The sequence below is a fragment of the Streptomyces sp. NBC_00005 genome (assembly GCF_045160215.1).
In the GTDB taxonomy this organism is placed as follows: domain Bacteria; phylum Actinomycetota; class Actinomycetes; order Streptomycetales; family Streptomycetaceae; genus Streptomyces.
Genome location: NZ_CP108316.1, coordinates 9,917,952 through 9,944,320 on the forward strand (window position 1 = coordinate 9,917,952; position 26,369 = coordinate 9,944,320).

The 26,369-nt window shown below is 70.5% G+C and carries 25 protein-coding genes and 2 pseudogenes; 17 read left to right on the forward strand and 10 right to left on the reverse strand.

Going from position 1 to position 26,369, the window contains the following annotated elements:
• The first annotated feature begins 170 nt into the window (after positions 1-170).
• Both mptB and OG303_RS45270 read left to right on the forward strand, forming a co-directional pair.
• On the forward strand, positions 171-1,565 hold the full coding sequence (gene mptB / locus OG303_RS45265) for a polyprenol phosphomannose-dependent alpha 1,6 mannosyltransferase MptB (protein ID WP_405875860.1): 1,395 nt from the start codon (positions 171-173) through the stop codon (positions 1,563-1,565).
• Entirely contained in the window at positions 1,562-2,926 is a 1,365-nt protein-coding gene (locus tag OG303_RS45270; RefSeq protein WP_405875861.1) for a glycosyltransferase 87 family protein, read from the forward strand. The genes mptB and OG303_RS45270 overlap by 4 nt, the downstream gene beginning before the upstream one ends.
• Before the next feature lie 83 nt (positions 2,927-3,009).
• Here OG303_RS45270 and OG303_RS45275 read toward each other — a convergent pair.
• Positions 3,010-3,840 (reverse strand): annotated as a pseudogene (locus OG303_RS45275) (D-alanyl-D-alanine carboxypeptidase family protein); the annotation flags it as partial.
• 143 nt (positions 3,841-3,983) lie between these two features.
• Here OG303_RS45275 and OG303_RS45280 point away from each other — a divergent pair.
• The 3 genes from OG303_RS45280 to OG303_RS45290 all read left to right on the forward strand — a co-directional run bounded on the left by OG303_RS45280 (position 3,984) and on the right by OG303_RS45290 (position 6,479).
• Entirely contained in the window at positions 3,984-4,196 is a 213-nt protein-coding gene (locus tag OG303_RS45280; protein ID WP_405875862.1) for a hypothetical protein, read from the forward strand.
• A gap of 235 nt (positions 4,197-4,431) precedes the next feature.
• Positions 4,432-6,045: a purple acid phosphatase family protein gene (locus tag OG303_RS45285; protein ID WP_405875863.1), complete on the forward strand. Its 1,614-nt coding sequence runs from the start codon at positions 4,432-4,434 to the stop codon at positions 6,043-6,045.
• A gap of 131 nt (positions 6,046-6,176) precedes the next feature.
• Complete coding sequence (locus tag OG303_RS45290; protein ID WP_405875864.1) at positions 6,177-6,479, forward strand: hypothetical protein; 303 nt, start codon at positions 6,177-6,179, stop codon at positions 6,477-6,479.
• Between the two features lie 434 nt (positions 6,480-6,913).
• On the opposite strand, the gene OG303_RS45295 is transcribed toward OG303_RS45290, so the two are convergent.
• Together OG303_RS45295 and OG303_RS45300 are read right to left on the reverse strand one after the other, a co-directional pair.
• The gene (locus OG303_RS45295; RefSeq protein WP_405875865.1) at positions 6,914-7,324 is read right to left on the reverse strand and encodes a VOC family protein; all 411 of its coding nucleotides are present in this window, start codon (positions 7,322-7,324) and stop codon (positions 6,914-6,916) included.
• 42 nt (positions 7,325-7,366) lie between these two features.
• Positions 7,367-7,573 (reverse strand): annotated as a pseudogene (locus tag OG303_RS45300) (DUF4287 domain-containing protein); the annotation flags it as partial.
• Between the two features lie 271 nt (positions 7,574-7,844).
• Between OG303_RS45300 and OG303_RS45305 the strand changes: the two are divergent.
• Positions 7,845-8,975, forward strand: a complete 1,131-nt coding sequence (locus OG303_RS45305) for a PQQ-dependent sugar dehydrogenase (RefSeq protein WP_405875866.1) — start codon at positions 7,845-7,847, stop codon at positions 8,973-8,975.
• A 78-nt stretch (positions 8,976-9,053) separates the two neighbouring features.
• On the opposite strand, the gene rho is transcribed toward OG303_RS45305, so the two are convergent.
• Positions 9,054-10,193, reverse strand: coding sequence for a transcription termination factor Rho (rho, locus tag OG303_RS45310; RefSeq protein WP_405875867.1), 1,140 nt, complete (start codon positions 10,191-10,193; stop codon positions 9,054-9,056).
• A gap of 758 nt (positions 10,194-10,951) precedes the next feature.
• Between rho and OG303_RS45315 the strand changes: the two genes are divergently transcribed.
• The 3 genes from OG303_RS45315 to OG303_RS45325 are packed head-to-tail and all read left to right on the forward strand — an operon-like array spanning position 10,952 to position 13,686.
• Positions 10,952-11,722, forward strand: a complete 771-nt coding sequence (locus OG303_RS45315; protein ID WP_405875868.1) for an SDR family NAD(P)-dependent oxidoreductase — start codon at positions 10,952-10,954, stop codon at positions 11,720-11,722.
• 6 nt (positions 11,723-11,728) lie between these two features.
• A complete protein-coding gene (locus tag OG303_RS45320; protein ID WP_405875869.1) occupies positions 11,729-12,142 on the forward strand; it encodes a VOC family protein in 414 nt (137 codons plus the stop codon).
• 11 nt (positions 12,143-12,153) lie between these two features.
• Complete coding sequence (locus tag OG303_RS45325; RefSeq protein ID WP_405875870.1) at positions 12,154-13,686, forward strand: MFS transporter; 1,533 nt, start codon at positions 12,154-12,156, stop codon at positions 13,684-13,686.
• Positions 13,687-13,751: 65 nt separating this feature from the next.
• On the opposite strand, the gene OG303_RS45330 is transcribed toward OG303_RS45325, so the two are convergent.
• Together OG303_RS45330 and OG303_RS45335 are read right to left on the reverse strand one after the other, a co-directional pair.
• Positions 13,752-14,519, reverse strand: coding sequence for an NPP1 family protein (locus OG303_RS45330; RefSeq protein ID WP_405875871.1), 768 nt, complete (start codon positions 14,517-14,519; stop codon positions 13,752-13,754).
• A 25-nt stretch (positions 14,520-14,544) separates the two neighbouring features.
• On the reverse strand, positions 14,545-15,672 hold the full coding sequence (locus tag OG303_RS45335) for a glycoside hydrolase family 19 protein (protein ID WP_405875872.1): 1,128 nt from the start codon (positions 15,670-15,672) through the stop codon (positions 14,545-14,547).
• A 157-nt stretch (positions 15,673-15,829) separates the two neighbouring features.
• On the opposite strand from OG303_RS45335, the gene OG303_RS45340 reads away from it, so the two are divergent.
• The 8 genes from OG303_RS45340 to OG303_RS45375 all read left to right on the forward strand — a co-directional run bounded on the left by OG303_RS45340 (position 15,830) and on the right by OG303_RS45375 (position 22,051).
• Positions 15,830-16,330: a winged helix-turn-helix transcriptional regulator gene (locus tag OG303_RS45340; protein ID WP_405875873.1), complete on the forward strand. Its 501-nt coding sequence runs from the start codon at positions 15,830-15,832 to the stop codon at positions 16,328-16,330.
• Positions 16,331-16,440: 110 nt separating this feature from the next.
• On the forward strand, positions 16,441-16,950 hold the full coding sequence (locus OG303_RS45345; RefSeq protein ID WP_405875874.1) for an SRPBCC family protein: 510 nt from the start codon (positions 16,441-16,443) through the stop codon (positions 16,948-16,950).
• Entirely contained in the window at positions 16,950-18,008 is a 1,059-nt protein-coding gene (locus OG303_RS45350; RefSeq protein WP_405875875.1) for an LLM class flavin-dependent oxidoreductase, read from the forward strand. The genes OG303_RS45345 and OG303_RS45350 overlap by 1 nt, the downstream gene beginning before the upstream one ends.
• A gap of 93 nt (positions 18,009-18,101) precedes the next feature.
• Positions 18,102-18,824: a YciI family protein gene (locus tag OG303_RS45355; RefSeq protein ID WP_405875876.1), complete on the forward strand. Its 723-nt coding sequence runs from the start codon at positions 18,102-18,104 to the stop codon at positions 18,822-18,824.
• On the forward strand, positions 18,824-19,162 hold the full coding sequence (locus OG303_RS45360; RefSeq protein ID WP_405875877.1) for a YciI family protein: 339 nt from the start codon (positions 18,824-18,826) through the stop codon (positions 19,160-19,162). The genes OG303_RS45355 and OG303_RS45360 overlap by 1 nt, the downstream gene beginning before the upstream one ends.
• Positions 19,159-20,415, forward strand: a complete 1,257-nt coding sequence (locus tag OG303_RS45365; RefSeq protein WP_405875878.1) for an RNA polymerase sigma factor — start codon at positions 19,159-19,161, stop codon at positions 20,413-20,415. The genes OG303_RS45360 and OG303_RS45365 overlap by 4 nt, the downstream gene beginning before the upstream one ends.
• 50 nt (positions 20,416-20,465) lie before the next feature.
• A complete protein-coding gene (locus OG303_RS45370; RefSeq protein ID WP_405875879.1) occupies positions 20,466-20,609 on the forward strand; it encodes a hypothetical protein in 144 nt (47 codons plus the stop codon).
• Between the two features lie 2 nt (positions 20,610-20,611).
• Positions 20,612-22,051 (forward strand): MFS transporter, encoded by a 1,440-nt coding sequence (locus tag OG303_RS45375; RefSeq protein ID WP_405875880.1) that lies wholly within the window; start codon positions 20,612-20,614, stop codon positions 22,049-22,051.
• Here OG303_RS45375 and OG303_RS45380 read toward each other — a convergent pair.
• The 4 genes from OG303_RS45380 to OG303_RS45395 form a co-directional block, all read right to left on the reverse strand.
• Positions 22,026-22,796, reverse strand: a complete 771-nt coding sequence (locus OG303_RS45380; RefSeq protein WP_405875881.1) for an SDR family NAD(P)-dependent oxidoreductase — start codon at positions 22,794-22,796, stop codon at positions 22,026-22,028. The two genes, OG303_RS45375 and OG303_RS45380, sit on opposite strands and share 26 nt — an antisense overlap.
• A 38-nt stretch (positions 22,797-22,834) precedes the next feature.
• Positions 22,835-23,845: a LysR family transcriptional regulator gene (locus OG303_RS45385; protein ID WP_405875882.1), complete on the reverse strand. Its 1,011-nt coding sequence runs from the start codon at positions 23,843-23,845 to the stop codon at positions 22,835-22,837.
• A gap of 153 nt (positions 23,846-23,998) precedes the next feature.
• Positions 23,999-24,955, reverse strand: a complete 957-nt coding sequence (locus tag OG303_RS45390) for a fumarylacetoacetate hydrolase family protein (protein ID WP_405875883.1) — start codon at positions 24,953-24,955, stop codon at positions 23,999-24,001.
• A gap of 3 nt (positions 24,956-24,958) precedes the next feature.
• Complete coding sequence (locus OG303_RS45395; protein WP_405875884.1) at positions 24,959-26,365, reverse strand: FAD-binding oxidoreductase; 1,407 nt, start codon at positions 26,363-26,365, stop codon at positions 24,959-24,961.
• Positions 26,366-26,369 lie beyond the last annotated feature (4 nt).

Sequence of the window (26,369 nt, forward strand, 5' to 3'; positions counted from 1 at the left end):
TCGGACACCTGGGCGGACCCATAGGTCGGTTACAAGGGAGACCGCCCGGACGCGGAGAAGTCATCGCTCCGGCCGCGGGATCACATGCCGGTCACATGCAGGTCCCCGCCCGGAAGGCGGCGCGTCAATCTCCCGCCATCCGGCGTTGACACGCTTCCCGAGTGTTGGCCATGGGTTTTCCCGTCGATCTCCGCCGCTGTCAGGTGCTGGGCCTGGCCGGCACCGCCTTCCTCGCGTTGGGAGGTGAGACCGCCGGCGCCCTGCCCGTCCAGGACATCCTGGCCCCCGCCAATGTCCGTGCGGCCCTGGGCCTGGTCGGCGTGTACTTCGGCGTCGTGCTGCTGATAGCCGCCTGGCTGCTGCTCGGGCGGCTCGTCCGCGGCGCCGAGCCGCCCACCTCGCGCGACCTGTTGCTGGTGCTCGGCGTCTGGGCGGCCCCGCTGCTCCTCGCTCCGCCGCTGTTCAGCCGGGACGTTTACAGCTACCTCGCCCAGGGCGCCATGGTCGACGCCCACATGGACGTCTACACACACGGGCCCGCCCAGCTCGGCGGCCCGCTCGCCGACGAGGTCGCCCCGCTGTGGCAGCACACCGGCGCCCCGTACGGCCCGGTGTTCCTCGCCGTCGCCTCCGCACTGTCCGGCCTCACCAGCGGCGAGCTCCCCGCCGGCCTGGTCGGGATGCGGCTGGTCGCGCTGCTCGGCGTGGCGCTGATGGCGGCCGCGCTGCCCCGGCTCGCCCGGCACAGCGGCGCCGATCCGGCCGCCGCCCTCTGGCTCGGCGCCCTCAACCCGCTCGTGCTGCTCCACCTGGTCGCGGGCGCCCACAACGACGCCATCATGCTCGGTCTGCTCGGCGTCGGCCTGGTCGCGGCCCTCGGACGCCGGCCGGTCCTGGGCGCCGTATTCGTCACCCTCGCGGCCCTGGTCAAGGCGCCCGCCCTGCTCGGGCTCGCCGCGGTCGTCGTCCTCCAGGTGCGAGCCGGGCGACACCCGGCGAAGGCCGCCCTGACCACCGTCCTCGCCGCCGCGGCCACCACGGTCGCGGCCACGGCCCTGGCCGGAACGGGATACGGCTGGATAGGCGCCCTCGACACCCCCGTCTCCCCGCACAACTGGGCGCTCTCCAGCCTCCTGGGCCGCGCCACCGGCGCCCTGCTGGCAGGGTTCGGCAGCGACCTGGCACCGCTGGCCCTCCCGGCCTGGCACGCACTCGGCCTCGCGATCACCGCGCTGCTGATAGCGGCCATATGGTGGCGGCTGCGCCCGCGCCCGGTCTACGCGCTCGGCCTGAGCCTCGCCGCGGTGGCCGCCTTCGGCCCGGCGATCCGCCCCTGGTACGCGCTGTGGGGACTGTTCCTCATCGCCGCCGCGGCACCCACCACCTCCGTACGGCAACGGGTGGCGGCCGTGACGGGCGTGCTCGCGCTCGCGACCCTGCCGAGCGGCGACCCGGTCGACAGCGGGCAGTTGATGCTGGCCGTCTCCGGCGGGGCACTGGCCGTGGTCGTCCTGTGGCAGGCCCATCAGGCGGCCCAGGCACCCGCGCTGGGACGGACCGCATGACCCTGCCCCGCACCGACCGCGGCCGACTGCTCCTGGTCCTCGCCCTCGCCGCGGCTGTCACCGTCTTCACCGCGACCGTGCCGCTGCTGCGCGACTGGTTCGACCTGCGCGTCTACTACGGAGCCGTCAACAGCTGGATCCACCACGGCGGGAGGATCTACGACTACCGGGTGCCGGGTACGACGTACGGCTTCACGTACCCGCCGTTCGCGGCCGTCGCCATGCTGCCCATGGCCCTCGTCGGCCTGCGCACGGCGATCGTCGGCTCCCTGCTGCTGAACCTGGCGGCCCTCGCTCTGGTCCTGCACCTGTTGACCGACGGGGCGTGGCGGCGCTACGGCTGGTACGGCTGTGCGGTGGGTGCCTGTCTGCTCGCGCTGTTCGAACCGCTCCGCGACACCTTCAGTTTCGGCCAGGTCAACCTCCTGCTGCTGGCGCTCGTACTGACCGACGCATGGCTGCTGCGCACCGGCCGGGACCGATGGGCGGGCGTCGGTATCGGCCTGGCGGCCGCGGTCAAACTCACGCCCGCCGTCTTCATCGGCCTGCTCCTGCTCGCCCGCCGATGGCGTGCCGCCGCCGTCGCGACGGCCGTCACCGCGGCGGCGACCGCGCTCGCCGCCTGGGTGGCCCCGGACGCCTCCCGTTTCTACTGGACAAAGGCCCTGTGGGACACGAACCGGGTGGGCCGCCTCGACTACGTCTCCAACCAGTCGCTGCAGGGCATCCTGGCCCGGCTCGGCGTGTCGGAGCGCGCGGTCTGGGCCGCGGCGGTCCTGCTGGTCCTCGGTATCTGGGCGTGGCGCACCCGCCGGGCACTCGCCGCGGCGGACTGGCCGACGGCGTTCGCCCTCACCGGACTGGCCGCCTGCCTGGTCAGCCCCATCACCTGGGTGCACCACCTCGTATGGCTGCTGCCGTCCTTCGCCGTGCTGATCCGCGCCGGGCACGCGCGCATGGCGGGTGCCCTGTACGCCGTGCTGTGCACCAGCGTGGTGTGGCTGTGGTTCCACGACGCGTCCGGCGTCGACGGCTTCCTCGGCAGCAACACCTACACCTGGATCACGCTGGGCCTGCTGCTGTGGCTGCCGGTGGGTCAACTCCGCGCCGACAGCCTCCTCTTGGTTCGCAGGGCCCGCGCCACGGCCCCCGCGCCGAGAACGGCCGCACCCGAGATGACGGCTGCCGTCGGCCACCCCGATCCACCGTCCGGGGCGACGGCCATGGGCGTGGCGTGGGGGCCCGGGCGCGGCCGTGGCCGTGGCCGGGGCCTGACCCGCAGGGCGTCCAGCGAGCCGACCGGTTCGACCCGTCCGGCCGCCTCGAACCCCCAGTCGAGCAGTTCGCGAGCCTCCTCGTAGACGGCGAATCCGCCGCCCGCCTGTGGGTTCATCACCGTGACCACGAGCGTGTGGCCGCCCCGGTGGGCCGCGGCGACGAGCGTGTTGCCCGCGTTGCTGGTGTAGCCGTTCTTGACGCCGATCAGTCCCGGGTACGGCGCCACGCCGTCGGCGCCGGTCAGCAGCCGGTTGGTGTTCTGGATGTCGTACGACCAGCCGCCACCGCCCGGGAACCTCGCCACGGCCGTGCCGCAGTACTGCGCGAAGTCCGGGTTGCGCAGTCCCTCCCGGCCGAACACCGCCAGGTCGTACGCCGACGACACCTGGCCCGGGGTGTCGTATCCGTCGGGCGAGTGCACGTCGGTGTCGAGGGCGCCCAGGGCACGGGCCTTCGCCTGCATCCGCACCGCTGTCGTGTGCCAGCCGCCGTTCAGCGAGGACAGGACGTCCACGGCGTCGTTCCCGGAGTTGAGGAAGACCCCGCGCCACAGATCGGCGATCCGGTACGTCTGCCCCTCGGCGACCCCGACCTTGCTGCTGCCCGGACCGATGTCCTCCAACTCCTCCTCCCTGACCGTGTGCTCGCTGTCGGCCGGCAGGGCCGGCAGCACGGTGAGGGCGAACAGGGTCTTCAGCGTGCTGGCGGGCGGCAGCCTGCGATGCGCGTCGTGCGCGGCCAGCACCTCGCCGGTACTCGCGTCGGCCACCAGCCAGGACAGCGCGGAGACGTCCGGAACCCGGGGCGCCCCGAGACGGGCGCGGACCTGAGTGCCCTCGCGAAACAGGAACGACGGCTGCGGCACCGCCGTGCGCGGGGCACCGGGTGGGGTGGGTTCCGTGCCGGCGGCCGCCGCGACGGGTGTGAACGCCAGGACGCCCGCCGCACAGAGTGCGCAGGTGATGACGGCTGTCCGGGACGAGAAGTCGATGATCATATGATCAACGTAGGAATCGACCCGGCGTACGTGACGCTGGCTGGGCCGGACGCGATGCGCTAGCACCCGGATGCCGCAGTGAGGGGCAGGGAGTGGGCCGTGGCGACAGCCCCCCGCCGCCCCTGCGGCCGGGGGCTCCGGCCGTGGGCAGGCTGTTCATGGGGATGCCCGCCGGAGTGCATCCGTTGCTGCGGGAGCGGGTCCGGCTGCTGGAGGACGCCTGCCGGGAGTCGTGCGAACTCAAGCGTCGGCCCGGCACCTCGGCGGACCTGGCGGATCTACTCGTCGAAGGCACCCGCGAGATGAACACCCTCATCGTCGGCAAGGCGGTCACCGGCGAGAGCGCCTTCGTCTGACCGCCCGCCCCACACACACCATCCCGCGCCGACCCCGAGTGAGGCATGCCTCGGGGCCGGCGAGGATCCGCGTCAACTGCCGGACAGCCACAGGCAAAGGCAGGGGCAAAGAACGCCGTCTTGACCCGTCCCTACCACCCCACTGACCGACTGGCAACGCAACGTTCACTCAGGGGCCGCTGGGGCGCGCCAGGGTGCCGTCGTCGACGGTCAACAGCTCGTCAGGGAGGGCACCATGACCACACAGGCAGGGACATCGGACGGGTCGGAGAAGTCTGCGGAGGAGGGTCTCAGTCGTCGCCACGCGCTGGGCCTCCTGGGCACCGCAGGGGTCGGCGCGGCCGCCGCCCCGCTGCTCGGAGCAGGGACGGCGCAGGCCGCTCCGCTTGCTGCCCCGGCCTTTCACCTCACCGCGGACTCGTCCGGCGCACCGCCGGTTCAGGGGCTGCACCTGACCTTCGGCGCGGACCCGCGCTCCCAGATGACGGTCTCATGGATCACCGACAGACCGGTGAACAGACCCGTGGTGCACTACGGCACGCTGGAGCACGGCTTCGGATCCAGCGCGGCCGCGCGGACCGTCAGTTACGTGGACGGCACCTCCAACCGCACCGTCTACATCCACCACGCCTCGCTGAACCGGCTCACCCCGGGCACCGACTACCTCTACCTCGCCACCCACGAGGGGACGACACCCGACAGTGGCACGTTCCGCACGGCCCCGCGCGGACGGACGCCGTTCACCTTCACCAGCTTCGGCGACCAGTCCGCCCCGCAGGTGACCTGGGCGGCCAACGGCACGCCGGCGCTCGACGCGAACTCCACCCCCGCGACGAAGGACATCGTCACCGGCGTCGAGCAAGTCGCCCCGCTCTTCCATCTCCTCAACGGCGACCTGTGCTACGCCAACCTCGACGTCGACCGGGTGCGTACCTGGAACAACTTCTTCACCAACAACACCCGTTCCGCGCGCTTCCGCCCCTGGATGCCGGCGGCCGGCAACCACGAGATCGAGAAGGCCAACGGCCCGCTCGGACTCGGCGCCTACCAGACCTACTTCGACCTCCCCTCCACCGAGACCGACGCCGAACTGGCGGGCCTGTGGTACGCGTTCACGGTCGGCTCCGTCCGGGTGATCGTGCTGCAGAACGACGACAACTGCCTCCAGGACGGCGGTGACGTCTACATCAGCGGCTACTCCGGAGGACGCCAACTGGCATTTCTGGAAAAGGAGTTGAAGGCGGCGCGTTCCTCCCGTGACGTCGACTGGGTGGTCGTCGCGATGCACCAGGTCATGATCAGCTCCTCGGACGCGAACGGCGCCGACCTGGGCCTGCGTCAGAAGTACGGGCCCCTGTTCGACCGGTACGGCGTGGACCTGGTGCTGTGTGGCCATGAGCACAACTACGAGCGCTCACTCGCCGTCCGCGGAGTTGTCACCGGCAGCGAGACGCTGACCCCCCGCCCGGTCTCCCAGGCCACCGACTCCATCGACACCGGGCTGGGCACCGTGCACATGATCCTCGGTGGCGGAGGCGTCTCGGGAACCACGAACCAGAACTTCTTCAAGGACGGCAGCGCCAAGGTGATCACCGCCGTGTCGGCCACCGCCGGCGCCAACGGCAAGCGCACCTCCACCTACACCAAGGAGGAGGCGGTGTGGACCGGAGTCCGGGACATCGAGCACCCCTACGGCTTCGCCGCCTTCACCGTCGACCCGGGCCGGCACGCCGGTGACACCACCCGCATGCACGTGACCTACTACAACGTGAACAAGCCGAACGGCGACCTGTCGGTGTTCGAACAGTTCACGCTCCACCGCCGGCGTTCCGACGGCCACACCGGGTAACCCTGAACGTCGTACGGCGCCGAGCGTCGTCACGGACCGGGGTGTCTCACAGTGAGACACCCCGAAGCCAGGTCCTCCGGCACGCTCACGATGACGCTCCAAAGCAGGGGCGCGACGGTGGGAGGTCGGACATGGCGACACGGTCGTGGGGACACCGTCAACGGCTGCTGGCCCTGGGCGGGTTGGGGGTACTGCTGGCGGTGTGCGGCGCGGTCGCCACCGTGGCGGATGTTCCAACCGGCCCTGGAGTCGCCCTCACGGGCGTGGTCCTCGGCTGCTGGGAAGTGCTGGGCCTGTGGCTGTGGAACGCCTGCCGGCGCCCCTACGTCGAGTTCGCCCAGAACAGCGTCACGGACGGCGGCGAACTCATCGTGCCCTCCACGCAGGAAGCGATCGACGCTCGCAACGCGCGGCTCCAGGCCATCGCCACCTGATGGCGGCACCGGGCCCCGACCGCAGCCGAGCGCCGGTCACGCGACAGCTCCACCGTGCACAACTCGGTGGCCGGCCACGTGGCCGGCCGGTCCTGGTCCTCCTCGTGTTCTCGTGGACTGTCAGTGCAGTCGCGTCGGACGGCCCGCACCCAGCGTTCGGTGAAGGTGTTCGCCTTCGGAGGTCTTGGCGGGGTGAGCAGAACTTGTATGTCGGCGCCGGTGAGCACGATGTCGAAGGCGGCGGAGAATGTGCCGTCGCGGTCGCGCAGCAAGAACCGGACGGCGCCGGGTCGGAACCGTCGAGGAGAGTGCGGCGGCACTCCTGTCCGTGCTGCTCGACTCGGAGCGCCCTCTCCATCCATCAAGTGGTGGCTCCCCGATCAGTGCCATTCCCGCCCGCCACCGAGGAGCCCCGCACCGGGCAGGTGCCGCCCTCAGTCCTGCTGCCCGATGTTGACCATCCAGGGGATGCCGAACCGGTCGGTGCACATGCCGAACACGTCGCCCCACATCTGCTTGTCGAGCGGGACGGACACGGAGCCGCCGGTGGACAGCTTCTCCCAGTAGCCGCGCAGCTCGGCGTCGTCGTCGCCGCTCAGGCTCACCGAGAAGTTGTTGCCGGGGGAGTGCTCCATACCTGGAGGGACGTCGGCGCCCATCAGCGTGAAGCCGCTCGTGGTCTCCAGCATGCCGTGCATGATCTTGTGGGCCTCGGGGGCGTCCGGCTGCCCGAAGTCGCCGAAGGTGTTGAGGTCGAGAGTGCCGCCGAAGACCTCCTGGTAGAACTCCATCGCCTGCTTGGCGTCACCGTTGAAGCTGAGGTAGGGATTGAGCCGCGAAGTCATGAAAACCTCCCTGAAACGGGAAAATCGCTACTTGTGTGCAGGCTAGCGCGGGGCACTGACACTGGCGCGGCGGTGCTGTGACGGAGCGTCGTGCGGGCTGGGTCGGTCGACGGTGGGCTGCGCGAGGGTGTGGGTGACGAGGGCGTTCGCGTGGCCGTGGCCCAGTCCGTGCTCGGACTTGAGCCAGTTCACGAGCTCCATGTGCTTGGCCGGAGGGGACGTACGGATCAGGTCCGTCCACTCCGCGATCACATAACTGTGCGCGGGTCGGTGCATGCGCGGTCAGCGGAGGGTGAACCGCCGGACGAACCCTCGAACCGGACGGCCGTCCGAACCTTCGGACGCAGGTGCTGCTTCTCGGTCTCTCACCCCCGTGGCCCCTCCGAGTGGCAGGCCGGTTGCGCATCGTCGAGATTGCATTGCAGAGCGGAGCGGTCCTCGAGAGATCCGCTGCTCTTCACGGGTGCGTGACCATGCCGCGCCACGACGGCTCACTCGAGCAACGACGAAGGGTGTCCACGTGACAGATTCACGCCGCTCGCTGCGGCATTCATCACGGTTCGGCATAGCCGCGGTCGCCGCGGCTGCCGCGCTGCTGGCCGGCGGCCTGTCCCAGTCGGCGTCCGCCGCCGCGGCCGTGTCCACCACGGCGGCGGCCACGGATCCTGCCATGAACGCCTCCCCCGACGTCACCACGTTCTCCAAGGGCTGGTCCAATCCCTGGGGCATCGCGTTCCTGCCGGACGGAGCTTCGGCGCTGGTGACCGAGAACGAGACCTCCCGCGTCTTCCGCCTCCGCGACGACGGCTCCCGGACACAGGTCGGCAAGGTGCCGAACGTGGTCGTCCTCCAGCCCGGCGACGACGGCGTCGGGGGACTGCTGGGCGTCGCCCTGTCTCCTTCGTGGGACGGCAAGAAGGACAAGAGCGTGTTCTTCATGCACACCACGGCGAGCGAGACCCGGGTGGTGCGGATGGACTACGACGGCAAGGCGCTGAGCGGCTACACCGTGCTGCTCGACGGCATCAGGCGGGGCTCGAACCACAACGGCGGCAGGATCGCCTTCGGTCCCGACGGCTACCTCTACGTCGCGACCGGCGAGGCCACGCAGGCGCAGCTCGCGCAGGACAAGAACTCGGTCAACGGGAAGATCCTCCGGATCACCAAGACCGGCGCTCCCGCCCCCGGCAACCCGTTCGGCAACCACATCTACAGCTACGGTCATCGCAATCCGCAGGGCCTGGCCTGGGACAGCAAGGGCCGGCTGTGGTCGTCAGAAATCGGCCAGGACGCGACCGACGAACTCAACCTGATCAAGCCGGGCGCCAACTACGGCTGGCCCCGCTGCGAGGGCACTTGCGACGACGACGGCATGACCAACCCGAAGGTCACCTGGGATCACACCACCGCTCCCGCCCAGGTCGCCGTCGTGGGCGACAACCTCTACGTGTCGTCGCTGCGCGGCTTCAAGCTGTGGCGCATCCCGATCGACGCGGTGGACGAAGGCAAGGGCAACGACGAGAAGACCTCCGTCTTCTCCGGCTACGCGCTGCGTGCCCTCGCGAAGGTTCCCGGCAAGAACGAGCTGTGGATGGGCACTTCGAGAAACGGGGACGGGGACGACAGGATCCTCCGCGTGACCATCAAGTGACCCCAGCGGAAGGAACGCGGTCAGTGAGCGGTCCTTCAGAAGGAACGGCGTCAGTGAGCGGTCCTTGCACGGGTCGCGTCACTCGGCGGGCAGCGTCGGCTGGATGCGCCGCAGGAACGTCGCGTTGTCGGGGGTGTCCCGCATGCGCTCCAGCAGCGTTTCCAGGCTGGCCTGGCCGTCCCGGGTCTGCAGGACGCGTCGCAGACCGCGTACGGCGGTCAACTCCGCCGGGGGCAGCAGGAGTTCCTCGCGGCGGGTGCTGGACGGGGTGATGTCCACGGCCGGGAACAGGCGGCGGGAGGCGAGTTCGCGGCTGAGACGGAGCTCCATGTTGCCGGTGCTCTTGAGCTCCTCGAAGAAGTAGTCGTCGGCGCGGGAGCCGGTCTCGACCAGGGCGGTGGCGAGGATCGTGAGCGAGCCGCCCTCCTCGGCCAGCCGGGCGGAGCCGAAGAACCGCTTCGGCCCGAGCAGCGCGGTCGCGTCGACGCCGCCGGTCAGTGTGCGGCCACCGGCGGCGGCCGCGTTGTTGTGCGCCCGGCACAGCCGGGTGAGCGAGTCGAGCAGGATGACGACGTCCTCGCCGGCCTCGACGAGCCGCTTGGCCCGCTCGATGACGAGCTCGGCGAGCGCGATGTGCTGCTTGGCCGGCCGGTCGAAGGTCGAGGCGTACACCTCGCCGCGCACGGAGCGCCGCATGTCGGTGACTTCCTCGGGGCGCTCGTCGAGCAGTACCACCATCAGGCGGCACTCGGGGTGGTTGCCGGCGACGGCGGCCGCGACCTGCTGGAGCAGCACGGTCTTGCCGGTCTTGGGCGGGGCCACGATCAGCCCGCGCTGGCCCTTGCCGACGGGGGTGATCAGGTCGGCGATGCGCCCGGTCAGGCCGGCCGCCGGGTGTTCGAGGCGGAGCCGGTCGCGCGGGTGCAGCGGGGTGAGGTCACGGAAGTGACGGCGGCCGCGCAGTTCGTCGGGCGTGCGCCCGTCGACCCGTACGACCTCGGTCACGCGCCGACCGTCGCGCAGGCCTTCGACGAGGTCGCCCTTGCGCAGGCCATGGCGGCGGATCAGCGCGGGGGAGACCGGGAGGTCGGACGGCGAGGACTGCAGGCTCGCGGCGCGTAGGTGCCCCTTCCCGCTCGTGTCGATGTCGAGGACACCGGTGGCGACCTGGGTCGTGGGCTCTTGCTTTACAGGGGGGTGTTCGAGAGTGGTGGTCATGGTGGTCGGTCCTTTCGAGGACGGATGGCATGGGACATGCGGAAGGAAGGGGTGACGCCGCGACGGGAAGGCGGACAGAGCGCCTTCGGCGGCAGGAACAGCACCTCGGGGTACGGCACAGCGGTGCAGGTCACGAGGTGGTGCTGGAAAGCCGGTGCACCGCCGGGAACAGCGGGCGATTCGGCGAACTGAAGGGAACTGGCACCGGCGCCCACAACGGGGGCGTACACAAGTGCTAGCAGGACCGTACCACAGGGTGCACGGCGCCAAACCGCTCACTGGTTGGCGGGGGCCGTCTCTCCGCAGGCTTCGGATGATCGGTCCAGCCCCGGTGGATGGTCGATCCTGCTCCGCTCAACGCCTCGACGACTTCGCTTATTCCGAGCCTCCAGGATTGGCATGAGGTGATCGGTTTCGAGGCGGCCGGCGTCGGAGCCGATCGATGGGGTGATCGGCGGCATGGGTGGCGCCCAACTGGCCCCCGCCTACGGCCTGTCGGTGTTCGGCGGCAGCGTGCGGAGCAGTAGCCCTTGGGCAAGATCGCGGACGCGGTCGAGGCACTGAGCAGCCGCAGGCTGCGGGCCAAGGCGATCTTCGACGTGACCTGACCGTCGGCCCTCCCAATGGCTCGCGCCGAATACCAGCCATACGAACCCCCGATGGCCCTTCATCGACCTATTTCTTGTTCCGCCCAGGCCCCCTACCTACGCTGCCACCACCGCACTTCGGCGGGCATGGGACAAGGGACTTGGGCAATCATGGTTCGACTGGCCGGGAAAATCGCTTTCATCAGTGGAACGGGGGCCGGAATTGGCCGGGCCGCCGCGCTGGTATTCGCTGCGGAAGGCGCCACCGTATTCGGCTGTGACATCGACGCGGACAGTGCGGCCGAAACGGTGGAACTCGTCGAGAAGGCCGGTGGAGTGATGCGGTCCCTCGCTCCCGTCGACCTGTCCACGGAGGCGGGCGCGGGGGAGTGGATCGACGCCGGGATCGAGGCCTTCGGCGGGATCGACATCCTCTACAACAACGCCTCCGCGCTGCGGAACGGACCGTTCGAGACGATGCCGGCCGACGACTGGTACTTCACCATCAAGAACGAGCTGGACATCCCCTACTTCTGCACCCGGGCCGCCTGGTCGCACCTGATCGCGCGCGGTGGCGGTGCCGTCCTCAACGTCGCGTCCGTGGCCGCCGTACGCGGCGCGCCGTTCATGCCGATGGTGCCGCACGGCGCCGCGAAGGGCGGGGTGCTGGCGATGAGCAAGCACCTGTGCGCGGCGGGAGCCCCGCACCACATCCGCGTCAACACCATCGCCCCAGGGATGACCCGCACGTCGGCCACCGCGCCGTTCCTCGACGATCCGAACGGGCCCAGGGCCCAGTTGGAGGCGCGGATCCCGGTCGGACGGGTCGGCGAACCGGAGGACATCGCGCGCGCCGCAGCCTTCCTGTGCTCCGACGAGGCGGCGTTCGTGAACGGGGCCAACCTCATGGTCGACGGCGGCGACAGTGCGATGGCGGGCTGAGCGGCCGTGACCACACGACTCGACCACGTGGGCGTCAACGTCCGCGACCTCGCCGCCCAAACCGCCTGGTACACCGAGGCGTTCGGGCTGAAGTCCGTCTTCGAGTTCCACCTCGAAGGACCCGGCCTGAGCGGCATCGTCCTGGCACACCCGCACGGCTGGCGCATCGAACTGCTCGCCAGGCCCGGCTCCGTACCCGGACTGCGCGCGCCGGACCCGCTGACCGCCGCTCTCACCGAGGGCTACGGACACTTCGCGGTCACCACCCCCGAACTCGACCCCGTCTACCAGGCCCTGGTGGCCCACGGAGCGGGCGAGGCCGTACCGCCGGGACCGTCCCCCGAGCCCGGCATCCGCATGGCCTGGGTCACCGACCCCGAGGGAAATCTCATCGAACTGATAGAGAAGAACGCAGAGTGAGGGCACGCACAATGACGGAATCGATCTCCTTGAAAAGGCTGGACCGTGGAACGCTCATAGCGTGCTGCCTCGCGGTCGCGGCGGCACAGTTGTGCATTACGGTGCCTTCCCCGATCAACGGCAATATCCAAGCCGCTTTCGGGGCTTCCGGTTCCCAGGTGGCCTGGGTGACCTCCGCCTTCATTCTCCCCACCGCCATTCTCGAGCTGAATTTCGGCGTGGTCGGTGACCTCTTCGGCCGTAAGCGTCTCCTGGTGTTCGGCGGATTCGTTCTCGCGCTCGGCGAACTCCTCAACGCCACCTCCCAGAACATCACGATGCTGTGGATCGGCCAGGCGCTGGCCGGTGTCGGCGCCGCCGCGCTCTTCCCCAGCTCCCTCGCGGTGATCGCGGCCGCCACCCCTGGGGAGAAGGACCGCGCCAAAGCGGTCTCGATCTGGGCGTTGAGCATCTCCCTCGCCTCCGCGGCAGGGCCGCTGTCGTCCGGCATCCTCGCCACCGTCGCCGACTTCCGCTGGGCGTTCGTGCCGCCCGTCGTCCTCGGTCTGGTCGTCGGCGTCACCAGCTGCTTCCTGGTCACCGACTCCAAGGCGCCCGAGGGTCGCAGCCTGGACTGGCCGGGCCAGATCACCATCGCCGTCGGTCTGACCGCCCTGCTGTGGGGGATCATCGAGGGCGGCGACCGCGGCTGGAGCAGCCCGGTGATCGTCGGCTCGCTCACCCTGGCCGCCGTGGCCCTGATCGGCTTCTTCGTCGCCGAACGGCGGTCGGCGTCCCCGATGTTCAACCTGGACCTGCTGAGGATCCCGTCGTTCGCCGCCGCGGCCGTCGTCGCGCTGGCCGGGATGTTCGGGTTCATCGGCACCGCGTACTGCGTCTCGATCCGTCTGGGCGCCGTGATGCACCTGAGCGCGCTCAGGGCGGGCATGCCGTTCGTGATCCTGCAGCTGATCCCGCTCCTGCTGGCGCCCGTGCTCAGCAAGATGCTCACCCGGGTGGAACCGCGCTGGCTCCTGATGGGAGGCCTGCTGCCCATGGCCGCGGGCCAGTTCTGGATCGCCGCGCTGCCCATCACCACGACCTCCCTCGCCGCCTTCATCGGCCCGGTCATGCTGCTCGGTATCGGCTTCATCTGCGTCGTCTCCTCGCTGACCTCCGCCGCCGTGAACGCCGTGCCGATCAACATGACCGGCATGGCCAGCGGCGCCACCAGCCTGGTCCGCGAGTTCGGTCAGGCCCTCGGCCCCGCCGTGATCAGCACCGTCGCGATGAGCGCCGCGTCCTCGGTCCTGGTCGGCAAGCTGAGCGGCGCCGACGCCGGCATGGAGGCGGCCGCGGGCCCGCTGGCCGTCGTCAACGCGGGCAGCGACAGCGCCCGGGCCGCCGCCCAGACCGCCCTCGGTCACGGCATGGCCCTGGGCGTGGTGATCTGCGGCTGCGCCTCCCTGCTCGGCGCGCTGGTCACGCTCCTGCTGGTCCGCAAGAGCACCGCACGCTCGGCGGTGGGTGCGGGCGAGGCGACGGTGCAGACAGCGTCGGCGTAGCGGGAGCGATGGGGAGAGGCCGGGGTCAGGGACCCCGGCCTCTTCACGTGTGCGGGACGGTCGCGTCAGGCGTTCGGGTCGAAGGGGATTCCGGAGGGCATGGAGTGGGCCAGGGCGTACTGGAAGTCGCCGTCATCGATCTTGATGGTGGCGGATCCGAAGTCGGCGCTCAGGAGCTTGTCGCGGAATCCGGCCGGGTAGCCGTTCCAGCCGACCAGGCGCGGGTAGAACCACCCGCCCGTGGCGTTCTCGGGCGGCTCGTCATTGCTGTTGGCGAACCGGAAGCAGTGCGTCGAGACGCCGTCCTTGTGGTAGACGATCTTCGGATGGGTGCCGTCGAAGCGCACCGACGAGCGGGCCGCCACCTGATAGCCGCTGTGCTGCGACACGGACACGTACTGGACCTCGTTGTTGTTGATCCACACCACGACGTGCTCCCAGTCGTGGGTGTGTCCGATGGCGGCCGGACCCAGGGTGGCCTGGTCCTTCTCGAAGTAGCTGGCGTACATCACGGCGCACCAGCCGTTGTTGCACTTCTCGCGTGAGTAGGTGTTGGCGTTGGCGAGTTGGGCGTAGTCGTGGCAGTGCCCATTGACATCACCGCCGAGCTTCAGGCCGGGGTTCAGGGTGCCGTCGGCGCCGATGGCCGCCGTGGCGTAGCAGCCGTCCTTGTCGTAGTCGTAGGCCGGGGAGAAGGTCTGTTCCAGACCGTCGGCGTTCTGCGGCAACGGGGTCAGGACACTGGCATGGGCACTCGCGGGGACCGCCACGACGAGCGTCATCGCGCCGAGTGTGCCGAGGAGGACCTTGGCGAGGGACCTCAACTTGCGCATTGCGACTCCTTGTTGAGTGACCTCGTCAGCAGTAGAGGTTGTTGCCGGGGCTGACGCCGAGGATCGAGGTGAAGCGCTGGTAGGCATCGACGCGACTCTGTACCTGCGCCGGGTTTTTGCCGTCGCATTCGAGGGAGCCGTTGATGGAGCGGATGGTCTGGCCGAAGCCGGCGCTGTTGACCATGGCGTTGTGGGGGGTCATGGTGCCGGGGCCGGACTGGGTGTTCCAGTACCACAGGCCGGTCTTCCAGGCGACGGAGGCGTCGTTCTGGACCAGGTTGGGATTGTTGAGGAGGTCGATGCCGAGTGCGTCGCCGGCGGCCTTGTAGTTGAAGTTCCAGGACAGCTGGATGGGGCCGCGTCCGTAGTAGGCGGCCTGGCCGGCCGGACAGCCGTAGGACTGGCTCCAGTCGCAGTACGTGGGGTAGTTGGCGGTGTTCTGCTCGACGACGTAGACCAGCCCGCCGGTTTCGTGGTTGACGTTGGCGAGGAAGGCCGCGGCCTCCTGCTTCTTCACCGTGTCGCTGCCGGTGTTGGCGAAGCCGGGGTAGGCGCTGAGCGCGGCGGTCAGTCCGCCGTACGTGTAGAACGAATTCCGGCTCGGGAACATCTGGTTGAACTGCGCCTCGGTCACCACGAATCCCGACGGGTTGTTGCCGCCGCCGCTCGCGGGCGCGTTCCACTTCTGGTTCGCGGCGCCCGTGCAGGTCCAGATCTGCAGCCGCGTGGCATCGGCGCTGTTGTTGTCGCGCACGTCCAGACACTTGTTGGCGGCCGGGTTGACGATGTCGTGGGCGCCGGTGACCACCCACTGCTGGTTGGCGCCGCCGGAGCAGTCCCAGAGTTGGACGGCGGCCCCGTCGGCGGTGCTCCGGTCCACCACGTCCATGCACTTGCCGAGCGCGCGCAGGGTGCCGTCGCCCGGGTTGGACCAGGACTGGGCGCCGGTTCCGTTGCAGCCGTAGAGCTGTACGGCGGTCCCGTTCGCGCTGTCGGCTCCCGCCACGTCCACGCACTTTCCGGCCAGGCCGGTGATCTGGCCGTCCGCCGCCAGGGCGGGCGTGACGTTCAACAGGGCGGTGAGCAGGGCCGCGAGAGCGGCGACGAGAGCGATGCGTCTGAGCCGGAACGAACCGAGGTGGGGGGTGCGCATGGTGGACCTCGCTCCTTGGTGGGATGCGGAAGGTAAGGGTGAGGTGAGCTGGTCCAGACCATGGCAGGCGCCGTCGGTACCGTCAACACTTAAGGAAAGGAATGAAGTTGATGGCCGGAACCCTGGGTCTCATGGTGAGACTGGCTATCGTGACGACATGAAACGGACGTCGTTCTCGAACTGGCCGTGCTCCATCGCGAGAACCATGGACCTGCTGGGCGACGCGTGGACGCCCCTCGTGCTGCGGGAGGCCTTCTACGGCATCCGTCGCTTCGACGAGTTCCGGCAGGAGTTGGGCATCGCGCGCAACACACTGGCCGACCGGCTGCGCCGCCTGGTGGACGAAGGCCTCCTGGAGAAGCGGCCCTACCAGGACGAACCCCCGCGCCACGACTACGTGTTGACGGAGAAGGGGCGGGACTTCTTCGGTGTGCTCGCCGCGATGTCCCGATGGGGCGACCGGTGGTTGGCGGGGGAGGAGGGTGCCCCGATCGTCTTCCATCACGACACCTGCGGCCACGACACCGAGGCCGAGGTGGTCTGCGCCGCGTGCCGGGAGCCGCTGCGGGCCGAGGACACCTCGATGCGCATGGGGCCCGGATTTCCCGAGCGGCTGAAGCAACGGCCGGACGTGCGAAGGCGTTTCGGCGCGGCATGACCCCGTACGGCAGGTGCCGTTCGCGCCTGGGCGTGAGCGCCCTTGACAGGGTGAGTCCTATGTAGCAACTCTGATGGTCAGACCCCTTGAAGGCGAGGAGGCCGACCGGCTTGAGATGGACGGGCGCACGCTACACGGACAAACCCACCGTCGAGGTGCGGACCTGGATCGACGCCCCGCCCGAGCGGGTGTGGGCGCTGGTGTCGGACATCGGGCTGATGCCGAGCACGAGCGACGAACTCCGGTCGGTGGAATGGCTCGACGGCGCGACCGGGCCCGCGGTCGGCGCCCGGTTCCTCGGCCGCAGCAGTCACGAGGCCTTCGGCGAGTGGGCCACGACGTCGTACGTCATCGAGTACGAACCCGGCCGCGTCTTCGCCTGGGCGGTACAGGACCCCGCCGAGCCGTCGGCGATCTGGCGCTTCCGGCTCCACCCGGGAGACGGTGGCACCGAACTGTCGGAGTGGATGCAGATGGGTCCCGGCCGCTCCGGACTGTCCGTGGCCATCGATCGGATGCCGGAGAAGGAAGAGAAGATCGTGTTCGTGCGGCTGCGGGAGTTCGAGCACAACATGACCGTCACCCTGGAGCGCATCAAGCAGCTGGCGGAGGCCGACTGATGCGTACCGCGACCACGATCGAAGCCTCCGGCGGTGAACACTGGTCGGAGCAGGCCGACTTCGTGGTCCAGGCCGAAAAACTCGGCCTGGACGTCTGCTGGGTGGCCGAGGCCTGGGGCTCCGACGCACCCTCCGCCCTCGGGTACTACGCGGCGCTCACCGACCGGATGCTGCTGGGATCCGGCGTCATCCAGGTCGGCACGCGCACCCCGGTGGCCGTCGCGCAGACCGCGATCACGTTGTCCAACCTCTCCGGCGGACGCTTCCTGCTCGGTCTCGGTGCGTCCGGCCCGCAGGTGATGGAGGGGCTGCACGGGGTCTCGTTCGCCCGGCCGCTGGCCCGCGTGCGGGAGACCGTGGAGATCGTGCGACGGGTGCTCGACGGAGGCAAACTCGCTTACTCCGGAATGGAGTTCGGCATCCCGCTGCCCGGCGGCGACTCGGTCCAGATGCGGCTGTCGACGCGGGCAGAACACCGTATCCCGGTCTACCTCGCCGCGCTCTCCCCGGCCATGCTGCGGCTGACCGGCGAGGCGGCCGACGGCTGGCTCGGCACCAGCTTCGTCCCCGAGGGGGCGGCCGAGGCCTACTTCGCGCACCTCGACGACGGTCTGGCCCGCAGCGGGCGCCGCCGCGCCGACCTGGACGTCTGCCAGGGCGCCGAGGTCGCCTTCGCGCCCGACGAGGACGCTCTGGGCGCGATGGTCACCGGGCGCAAGAAGGAACTGGCCTTCAGTCTCGGCGGCATGGGTTCGGCGTCGACCAACTTCTACAACAACGCCTACAGCCGCCAGGGTTGGGCCGAGGTGGCCGCCGAGGTGCGCGAACGCTGGCAGGCGGGCGACCGCGACGGTGCGGCGGGTCTGGTCACCGACGAGATGGTGCTCGGCACGACACTGATCGGCACCGAGCCCATGGTGCGACAGCGGCTGCGGGTGTGGCGCGACGCCGGCGTGGACACCGTACGTCTGTATCCGGCCGGGCAGACCCTGGACGACCGGCTGACCACGCTGGGCCGGGCCATCGAGCTCGTGCGGGAGGTCGACGGCTCGGCGTGAGCCTGTTCGGGGCGGGTTCGCGCACGGTGTCGATTCGGGAGGACCTCGTTCGTCGGTGGGGTGTAGGAAGCTCATGACGACCGGGAGGACCCCATGAAGTACATGCTGCTCGTCTGCGGCGACGACACCGCCGACGCCTCGGCCATGGCACCCGTCGAACCCTGGGTGGAGGAGCTCGGCGACCGCAGCGTACGGCTGCACGGCCACCGGCTGGCCCTGCCCTCCGAGGCGGTCACCGTGCGGGTCCGCGGCGGCGAGGTGCTGCGCACCGACGGCCCGTTCGCGGAGACCAAGGAGTACGTCGCCGGCTTCGACGTCCTCGAGTGCGACAGCCTGGAGGAGGCCGTCGAGGCCGCCGCCAAGCACCCCGTCGCCACCATCGGCGCCATGGAGGTACGCCCCTTCTGGCCGATGTGGGACGAGGAGGACGCCGAGGCCGCGATCCGCAGCCGCGACGCGGAACTCACCGAGGCCTTCCGGGAACGTGACCTGGAGCGGGCGCTGGCCTGCTACGCGCCGGACGCGGAGGTCTTCCACCTCGCCGACGGCCAGGAGCGCCAGGGCCTGGACGCGCACCGCAAGGCCCTGCAGGACCTGTTCACGGCGGTCACCGGACCGGTGACCCGCGAGGTGCTGGACCTCCGCGTCCAGGTCGACGAGAGCATCGGCTTCGCCCACTGCCTCGTCCGGCTGACCGGCACCCGCACCGACGGCACCCCGCTCGACGAGACGCTGCGCGTGACCACCGGCTACCGCGACATCGGTCTGCGCCGCCTGATCACCCACGAGCAGGCCGTGTCCCTGAAGGAGGCGTGATGAAGTACGCGCTGTTGTTCTGCTCCCCGGTCGGGGGCGAGGAACAGAGCCCCGCGGAGCACGCCGACGACCCGCGTTTCGCCGCCTACTTCGCGGAGGTACGGGCGGGCCGGGTCACCGGCGGTGCACGGCTGCGGCCGGTCACCGACGCCACCACCGTGCGCGTGCGGGGCGACGAAGTCCTGCTCAGCGACGGCCCGTTCGCGGAGACCAAGGAGTACCTCGCCGGCATCGCCTTCATCGACGTCCCGGACCTCGACGAGGCCATCGCCCTCGCCGCCAAGCATCCGGCCGCCGCCGACGGCGGCTCGGTCGAGGTACGGCCGGTCTGGGAGTGACCGTGCCCGACGTCGAGGAGGCCGTCGCCGCCGCCTTCCGCGAGGAGTGGGGCCAGGTCGTCGCCACCCTGATCCGGGTGACCGGCGACTGGGACCTCGCCGAGGAGTGCGCGCAGGACGCCTTCGCCCAGGCCCTGGACCGGTGGCGGCGCGACGGAGTGCCGCGCCGCCCCGGGGCCTGGCTGACCACGACCGCCCGCCACCGCGCCCTCGACGTGCTGCGCCGGGAGGCGGTGGGGGCGGCGAAACTGCGGGAGGCGGCAGTGCTGGCGCGCGACGAGGGACCGTACGACCCCGAGTACGACAGTGACGACAGCGGCGTCCAGGACGACCGGCTGCGGCTGATCTTCACCTGCTGCCATCCCGCGCTGCCCATCGAGGCGCGGGTCGCGCTGACCCTGCGCACCCTCGCGGGACTGACCACTCCGGAGATCGCCCGCGCCTTCCTCGTCCCCGAGGCGACCATGGCCCAGCGCCTGGTGCGGGCCAAGAAGAAGATCCGCAACGCCGGTATCCCCTACCGGGTGCCGCCCGCGCACCTTCTGCCCGAACGCACCACGGGCGTGCTCGGCGTCGTCTACCTCCTGTTCAACGAGGGGTACGCCGCCACGTCCGGCGCCGATCTCGTGCGCACCGACCTGTGCGCGGAGGCGATCCGGCTGGCCCGGCTGCTGGCCCGCCTCATGCCCGACGAGCCCGAGGCGCTCGGCCTGCAGGCCCTCCTGCTGCTGCACGACGCCCGTCGGCACACGCGCGTGGACGCGGCCGGAGAGTTGGTGACGTTGGAGGACCAGGACCGCGGCGCCTGGGACCGCACGGAGATCGACGAGGGTGCCGGCCTGCTGGAGACGGCACTGCGCCGCGGCCGCCCCGGGCCGTACCAGATCCAGGCGGCCATCGCCGCCTGCCACACCACCGCCGCCACCGCGCAGGACACCGACTGGGCCGATATCGCCGCGCTGTACGGCGAGTTGGCGCGGTTCGTGCCCTCCGCCGTGGTCCGCCTCAACCGTGCGGTGGCCGTCGGCATGTCCGAGGGGCACGACGCGGGACTCGCCCTGGTCGCCGAACTGGAACACGAGGGCGACCTGGACGACTACCACCTGCTCCCGGCCACCCGCGCCGACCTGCTGCGCCGCAGCGGACGTACGAGCGAGGCGGCCGCGGCGTACGAGCGGGCGCTGGAGCTGGTGGAGAACGAAGCGGAGCGGAGGTTTCTGGAGAAGCGGCTCGCGGAGTGTCGATCCGCCTAGGAGCCGTTCGTCGGTGGGGTGAAGGCAGCCTCACGACACCGGAGACTCCCATGACCGCTCACGTGCACCCGCGCCCCACCACCCGGCTCCGTCAGGTCCTCGCCTCGCTGCTGCGAGCGCGCCGCGCCCCCGACGGACCCGAGGCATCCGGCACACCGGACGTCTGGCTCGCCGGCCTGCGCCTGGGAGGCTGACCATGCCCGCCACCGACTCCCGCCGCTGGTACGCGCTCGCCCTCCTCTGCGTCGCCGGGTTCATGGTGATCCTCGACGCGCAGATCGTCGTCCTCGCGCTGCCGTCGATCGCCGACGGCCTCGGCTTCTCGGCGAGCGGCGCCCAGTGGGTGATGAGCGCGTATCTGCTGAGCTTCGGCGGTCTGCTGCTCCTCGGCGGCCGCATCGCCGACCTGCTGGGCCGCCGCCGCGTCTTCATGACCGGCACCCTGCTGTTCGCGCTGTCCTCGCTGCTGTGCGGGTTCGCCTGGACGGCAGAGGTGCTGGTGGCGGCACGTGCCGTGCAGGGCGTGTCGGCCGCCGTCATGGCGCCGACCGCGCTGTCGATCCTGCTGAACACCTTCGACGAGGGCCACGAGCGCAACAAGGCCCTCGCCATCTGGTCCGGCAGCGGCGGCTTCGGCGCCACGGCCGCGCTGCTGATCGGCGGACCCGTGACGGAAGCCCTCGGCTGGCAGTGGGTCTTCTTCCTCAACGTCCCCGTGGCGCTGCTCCTGCTGGCCCTGAGCCCGGTGCTGCTGCGCGAGAGCCGCACCGAGGCAGGGTCCCGCTCCTACGACCCGGCCGGCGCGCTCACCGTCACCGCCGCGCTCGTCGCCTGCGTCTACGCCGTCGTCGAGGCGCCCCACGCCGGATGGTTGTCGGCGCGGACGACCGGCCTGCTGGCCGCGGCCGTACTGCTCACCTCTGTCTTCCTCCGCATCGAGGCCCGCTCCACGGCACCCCTCGTCCCCCTGCGCCTGCTGCGCGCGCGGACGGTCAGCGGCGGCAACCTGGTCGTGTTCCTGCTCGGCGCCTGCGCCTTCGGGATGTCGTACACGCTGTCCCAATACGGGCAGGGCGTCCTCGGCTACTCGCCGCTGCGGTTCGGCCTCGCCAACGTCGTGATGCCGGTCGGCGCCGTCGTCGGCTCCTACGCGGGACAGGCCCTGGTCACCCACATCGGGGCGCGCCCGGTCGCCGTCGGCGGACTGGCACTGGTCGGCGCGGGCAGTCTGCTGCTGGCCGGAGTGCCGGTGGACGGCGGGTTCGTCCCCGACCTGCTGCCCGGACTGCTGCTCTTCGGGCCGGGCCTCGGCGCCTGCGCGGTCGCCGGCTCCATCGCCGCCCTGACCGGCGTGGGGGAACGGGAGTCCGGAGTGGCCTCCGGGATCAACACGGCGGCCTTCCAGATCGGCGGGGCCTTCGGCGTCGCCGTCGTCACCTCCGTCGCCCTCTCCCACAGCGCCGGCCCGGACCGCCTCGCGGCCCTGACCGACGGCTACCGGGCCGCGTTCACGGCGTGCGCCGTCCTCGCGGCAGCCGGACTGACCTGCGCCCTGACCCTGCTGCGCGCACCACGCCTGCCGGCACCGCAGTCCCGGCCGGCCAGGATGGTCACGAGGGGTCGAGTGCGTTCGTGATCGCCTTCACCCCGCCGTGCGCCGAGTACCCGCCGTCGACCGCGATCTCCGCGCCGTTGACGTACGACGCCTCGTCGGACAGCAGATAGATCACCAGCGGTGCCACCTCGTCGACGGTGCCGCCGCGGCCCTGGGGCGTCATCGAGACGTGTGCCTGGACGAACACCGGGTTCGCGGAGGCCATCAGCGGGGTCTCGATATAGCCCGGGTGGATCACGTTCGTACGGATGCCACGCGGCGCCAGCTCCAGCGCCGCGACCTTCGACAGGCCCCGCAGCGCCCACTTGCTCGCCGTGTACGCGACCGCGTGGTGGGCCGTCAGGCCCGCGACCGAGCCGACGTTGACGATGGAGGAGCCGGCCGGCATCAGCGGGGTCAGGGCCTGGATGCCGAGCAGGGCGCCCGTGGTGTTCACCGCGAACGCCCGGTTCCAGTCGGCGAGTTCGACGGCGCCGAGGCGGGCCCGCATCGGGATGCCCGCGTTGTTGACCAGCCCGTGCACGACCTCCAGGGATCCGGCGAGCGCCGCCCAGTCCTCCGGCGACGACACGTCCAGGTGCCGGTAGGTGACGTCCAGGCCGTCGGCGCGCAGGGAGGCGGCCAGCTTCTCGCCCGCCTCGTCCAGGACATCGGTTGCGATCACCGTCGCGCCCTCCCGGGCCGCGGCCGTCACCTCCGCGGCTCCCTGGCCCTGTGCGGCCCCGGTGACGACGACGGTACGGCCCGCCAGACGCGTACGGCTCACGGCTCCTCCAGTGGATGCGGGGGTGTGTCCCGTCCACGCTAGGAAGCCGCGGTCAGCTCCGGAAACGCGTGTTCGTCATGGCTGGCATCCACGGACGCGATCTCCTCGGCCGAGGGCCGGCCCGGTGCCTCGCCGCCCTGCGGCTCGTCCAGCGAGACCCCGATCCTGCGCACGGTCTCGCGCAGCCATCTGTGGGCGGGGTCGGAGTGCCGGTTGTGGTGCCAGTACATGGCCTCCACCAGCGGCACGTCCGGAAACGGCGTCGGTACGACGGCACAGCGCGCGAAGCTCTCGTAGCGCCGCGCGAGCCGCTCGGGCACCATCGCCACCAGGTCGGTGCCGCTGACCAGGAACGGCAGCACACTGAAGCCGGGCGTGCTGACCTGCACCTTCGGTGTGATGCCGAGGGTTTCGAGCTGGCGCTCGGCGGGCGTGTGGCTCTTGCCGAGGGCGCACGAGGCGTGCGGCATCTCGGCCAGGGCGCGCAGTCCGAGCCGCCCGTCCACCAGGCGCGGGTTGTCCGGGTCGACCAGGCACACGAACCGGTCGTGCATCACGGCCTCGCTCACCCCCGGCAGCTGATAGCCGAGCGGCACGATCATCAGGTCGTGGCAGCGCAGGTGCGTCTCGTTCTCCAGCTGCCCGTCCACGATGGGGTGGAAGTCGATGCGGACCCCGGGCGCCTCCGCGGCGATCACCCGCAGCAGCGGCTCCACGAGCACCGTCATCACGTAGTCGGACATGACGACGGAGAAGCGCTGCCGGCTGCGGTGCGGGTCGAAGTGCCGGGTCAGCGACAGGGCCTCCTCCGCCTTGTGCAGCGAAGACTGCACGACCGGCAGCAGCCGCTCCGCCAGCGGCGTCAGCTCGTACTCCCGGCCGACCCGCACCAGCAGCTCGTCGTTGAAGTGACGGCGCAGCCGGGCCAGCGAGCCGCTCATCGCGGACTGGCTGGTGGACAGCCGTACGCCCGCGTGCGTGACGTTCTTCTCCTCCAGGAGGGCTTCCAACGCCACCAGAAGATTCAGGTCGATGGCTCCGAGACCCATGTGTGTTTCCTTCCGGCCGCGTCGTTGAAGCTCGGTGAAATCGGAGCGTAACGACGGTCTTCATGCCGAGGAAGGGCCTCGGAGGCAACTCACAGGGATCCGATAGCAGCCATCGGATCCCAGGATGTGTGCAGGTCAGCACCGACGATGCTGCTACGGCCGTGGACTGCGCCCCCGTTTGCGGGCCCGCGGGAGGTAGACGTCCGTACGTCCGGGCACGACCCGGTTGGACAGGCTGCCGAGCCCCTCCACGGTGAGCGTGACCTCGTCTCCCGGCACCAGCGGCGGCGGCGTACGCTCCCCGAGCCGGCCCCAGAACTCCGCCAGCGCCCCCCAGCCGCAGGTGCCGGAGCCGAGGATGTCCCCGGGCCGCACCCAGGCGTCCCGGGCGGCGTACGCGACCATCTCCTCGAAGGTCCACGACACGTTGGCGAGCGTGTCACGGCCGATGAGCTCGCCGTTGAGGGTGACCGTCATCTCCAGGTCGAGGAAGCCGTCCGCGTCCCGCCGGTCCTCCACCTCGTCCGCGGTGACCAGGCAGGGGCCGAGCGTGTTGGCGAAGTCCTTGCCCTTGGAGAAACCGAGGCCGAGGTTCTTCTCCGGCTTCTGCAGGTCACGCGCCGACCAGTCGTTGAAGACCAGGTAGCCGATGATGTGCTCGCGCGCCTGCTCGGGCGTGAGGTCCCGGCCGGCCCGCCCGATCACGGCGCCCACCTCCAGCTCGAAGTCGAGCACCGAGCAGCCCGCCGGGACGGGGACGTCGTCGTGGGCGCCGTAGGCCGCGTGCGGGTTGGTGAAGTAGAAGTTGGGCGCCCGGTACCACTCCTCGGGCACGTGCTCCAGCCCGTCCAGGGACTTGGACACCCCCTCGATGTGCGCCTCGAACCCGACGAAGTCACGGATGGACGGGGGCTTCAGCGGCGGCAGCAACCGCACCTGATCCACCGTCAAGTCACTTGCCTCCTGCAGTGCTTCGACACCGACGGCGTAGAGGATCTCCTGCTCGATGAGCGTCAGGACCGTGATCCCCTCGGGCAGCGGATGGATCACTCCGTCCCGCACCACCCCGGCGCGCTCCTCGCCCTGGTACTCGTATGTCGCGAAACGCATGACTCACTGCTCCCAGTGGTTGGTGTTGGTGACGGCCCCCGCACTCAGATGGCCCGCGAACAGACCCTTGGCGTCGCGGACGGCGCGGATCTCCTGCAGCCGCCGCCACTGTTCATCGCCCATGAACCGCAGTTGCCGGACGGTGAAGTCGGAGTCCCCGAGATACTGGCCGGCTGTCACGGGCTGCATCGCCGCCATCGCGTCGTCCAGCCAGCCCCGCAGTTCCGCGTCGCGCCCGGGCTCGTCGTGGACGACATAGGTGGCGCAGTAGATCTCGGACTGCAACGAGAAGGCCATGTCGGGCAGTTCGCGCAGCGGGGCCATGGAGAACCAGATGGTGAACGTCTGCCGGGTGGGGTGCTCGGTGAATGCCTTGCGGATCGCCGGCACGACCTCCTCGGCCGGCCCGGTCAGCCAGGCGTTGTCCACGAGGTAGCGGTGGCCCTCGGGGTTGGCGATGCGCTGGCCCGCCAACTGCTCGGCCAGGGTGGTGTGTTGGGCCTCGACCCGGAAGAGAGCCCGGTCCGCGTACGGGTTGGCGTGCAGCGGAGCCAGGGCCTCGGCGGCCTGCTCCGGGGTGTCGGTCATCGAGACGCCCGTGACCAGCAGCACCGGCTCGTCGAGGTCGGGCGGAGTCTGTGTGAGGGCGACGATCTCCACCAGGTCCGAGACCGTGTGGTGCATGCCGTGCAGCCAGGTCATGACCTCGTCGAAGAGATCGAGCGGGTAAGCGTGCACCGTGTGCCCCAGATGCCTGGGCAGCGGACGGGTGCGCAGGTGGAAGCGGGTGACGATGCCGAAGAAACCCGGTCCCGCGCCGCGCGCCGCCCAGAACAGGTCGCTGTGGTGCGTCTCGTCCGCGCGCACCAGCTCACCCTCGGCGGTGACGACGTCGATCGCCACGATGTTCTCCGCTGCCCAGCCCCACCCGCGCGCGTTCCAGCCCTGCCCGCCCTGGAGGAGGAAGCCGCCGATGCCGACGGAGGGACAGTGCCCGCCGTTGAAGAACCGCCCGAACTCAACGAGATACGGGTTGAGTTCGTCGCCGCCCTGCACGCTCGGGGTGGCCGTGACGATCCCGCTCTCCTCGTCGTACGCCAGCTCGCGGAGGCCCCCGAGATCGATCAGCAGAGCGTCCTCACGCACCGACCAGGCGGCCCAGCTGTGCCCGCCGGAGCGGACGGCGACCTGCCAACCCCGCTCCAGAGCCAGTCGTACGCCTTCGACGACGTCCTGTTCGGTGAGCGCTTCGAGCACGGCGGCCGGTGAACGGTCCGACGGGCGGCGGGCGTTGAAGACTCGCCCGAAGCAGGCCTCGTCGAAGTCCTCGTCGCCGGGGACGTGGAGGGTGCCGGAGAAGCGGTTCTCACGCGGGGGTTCGGGGATCGTCCCCCGATGGATGGCAGTCACGGGC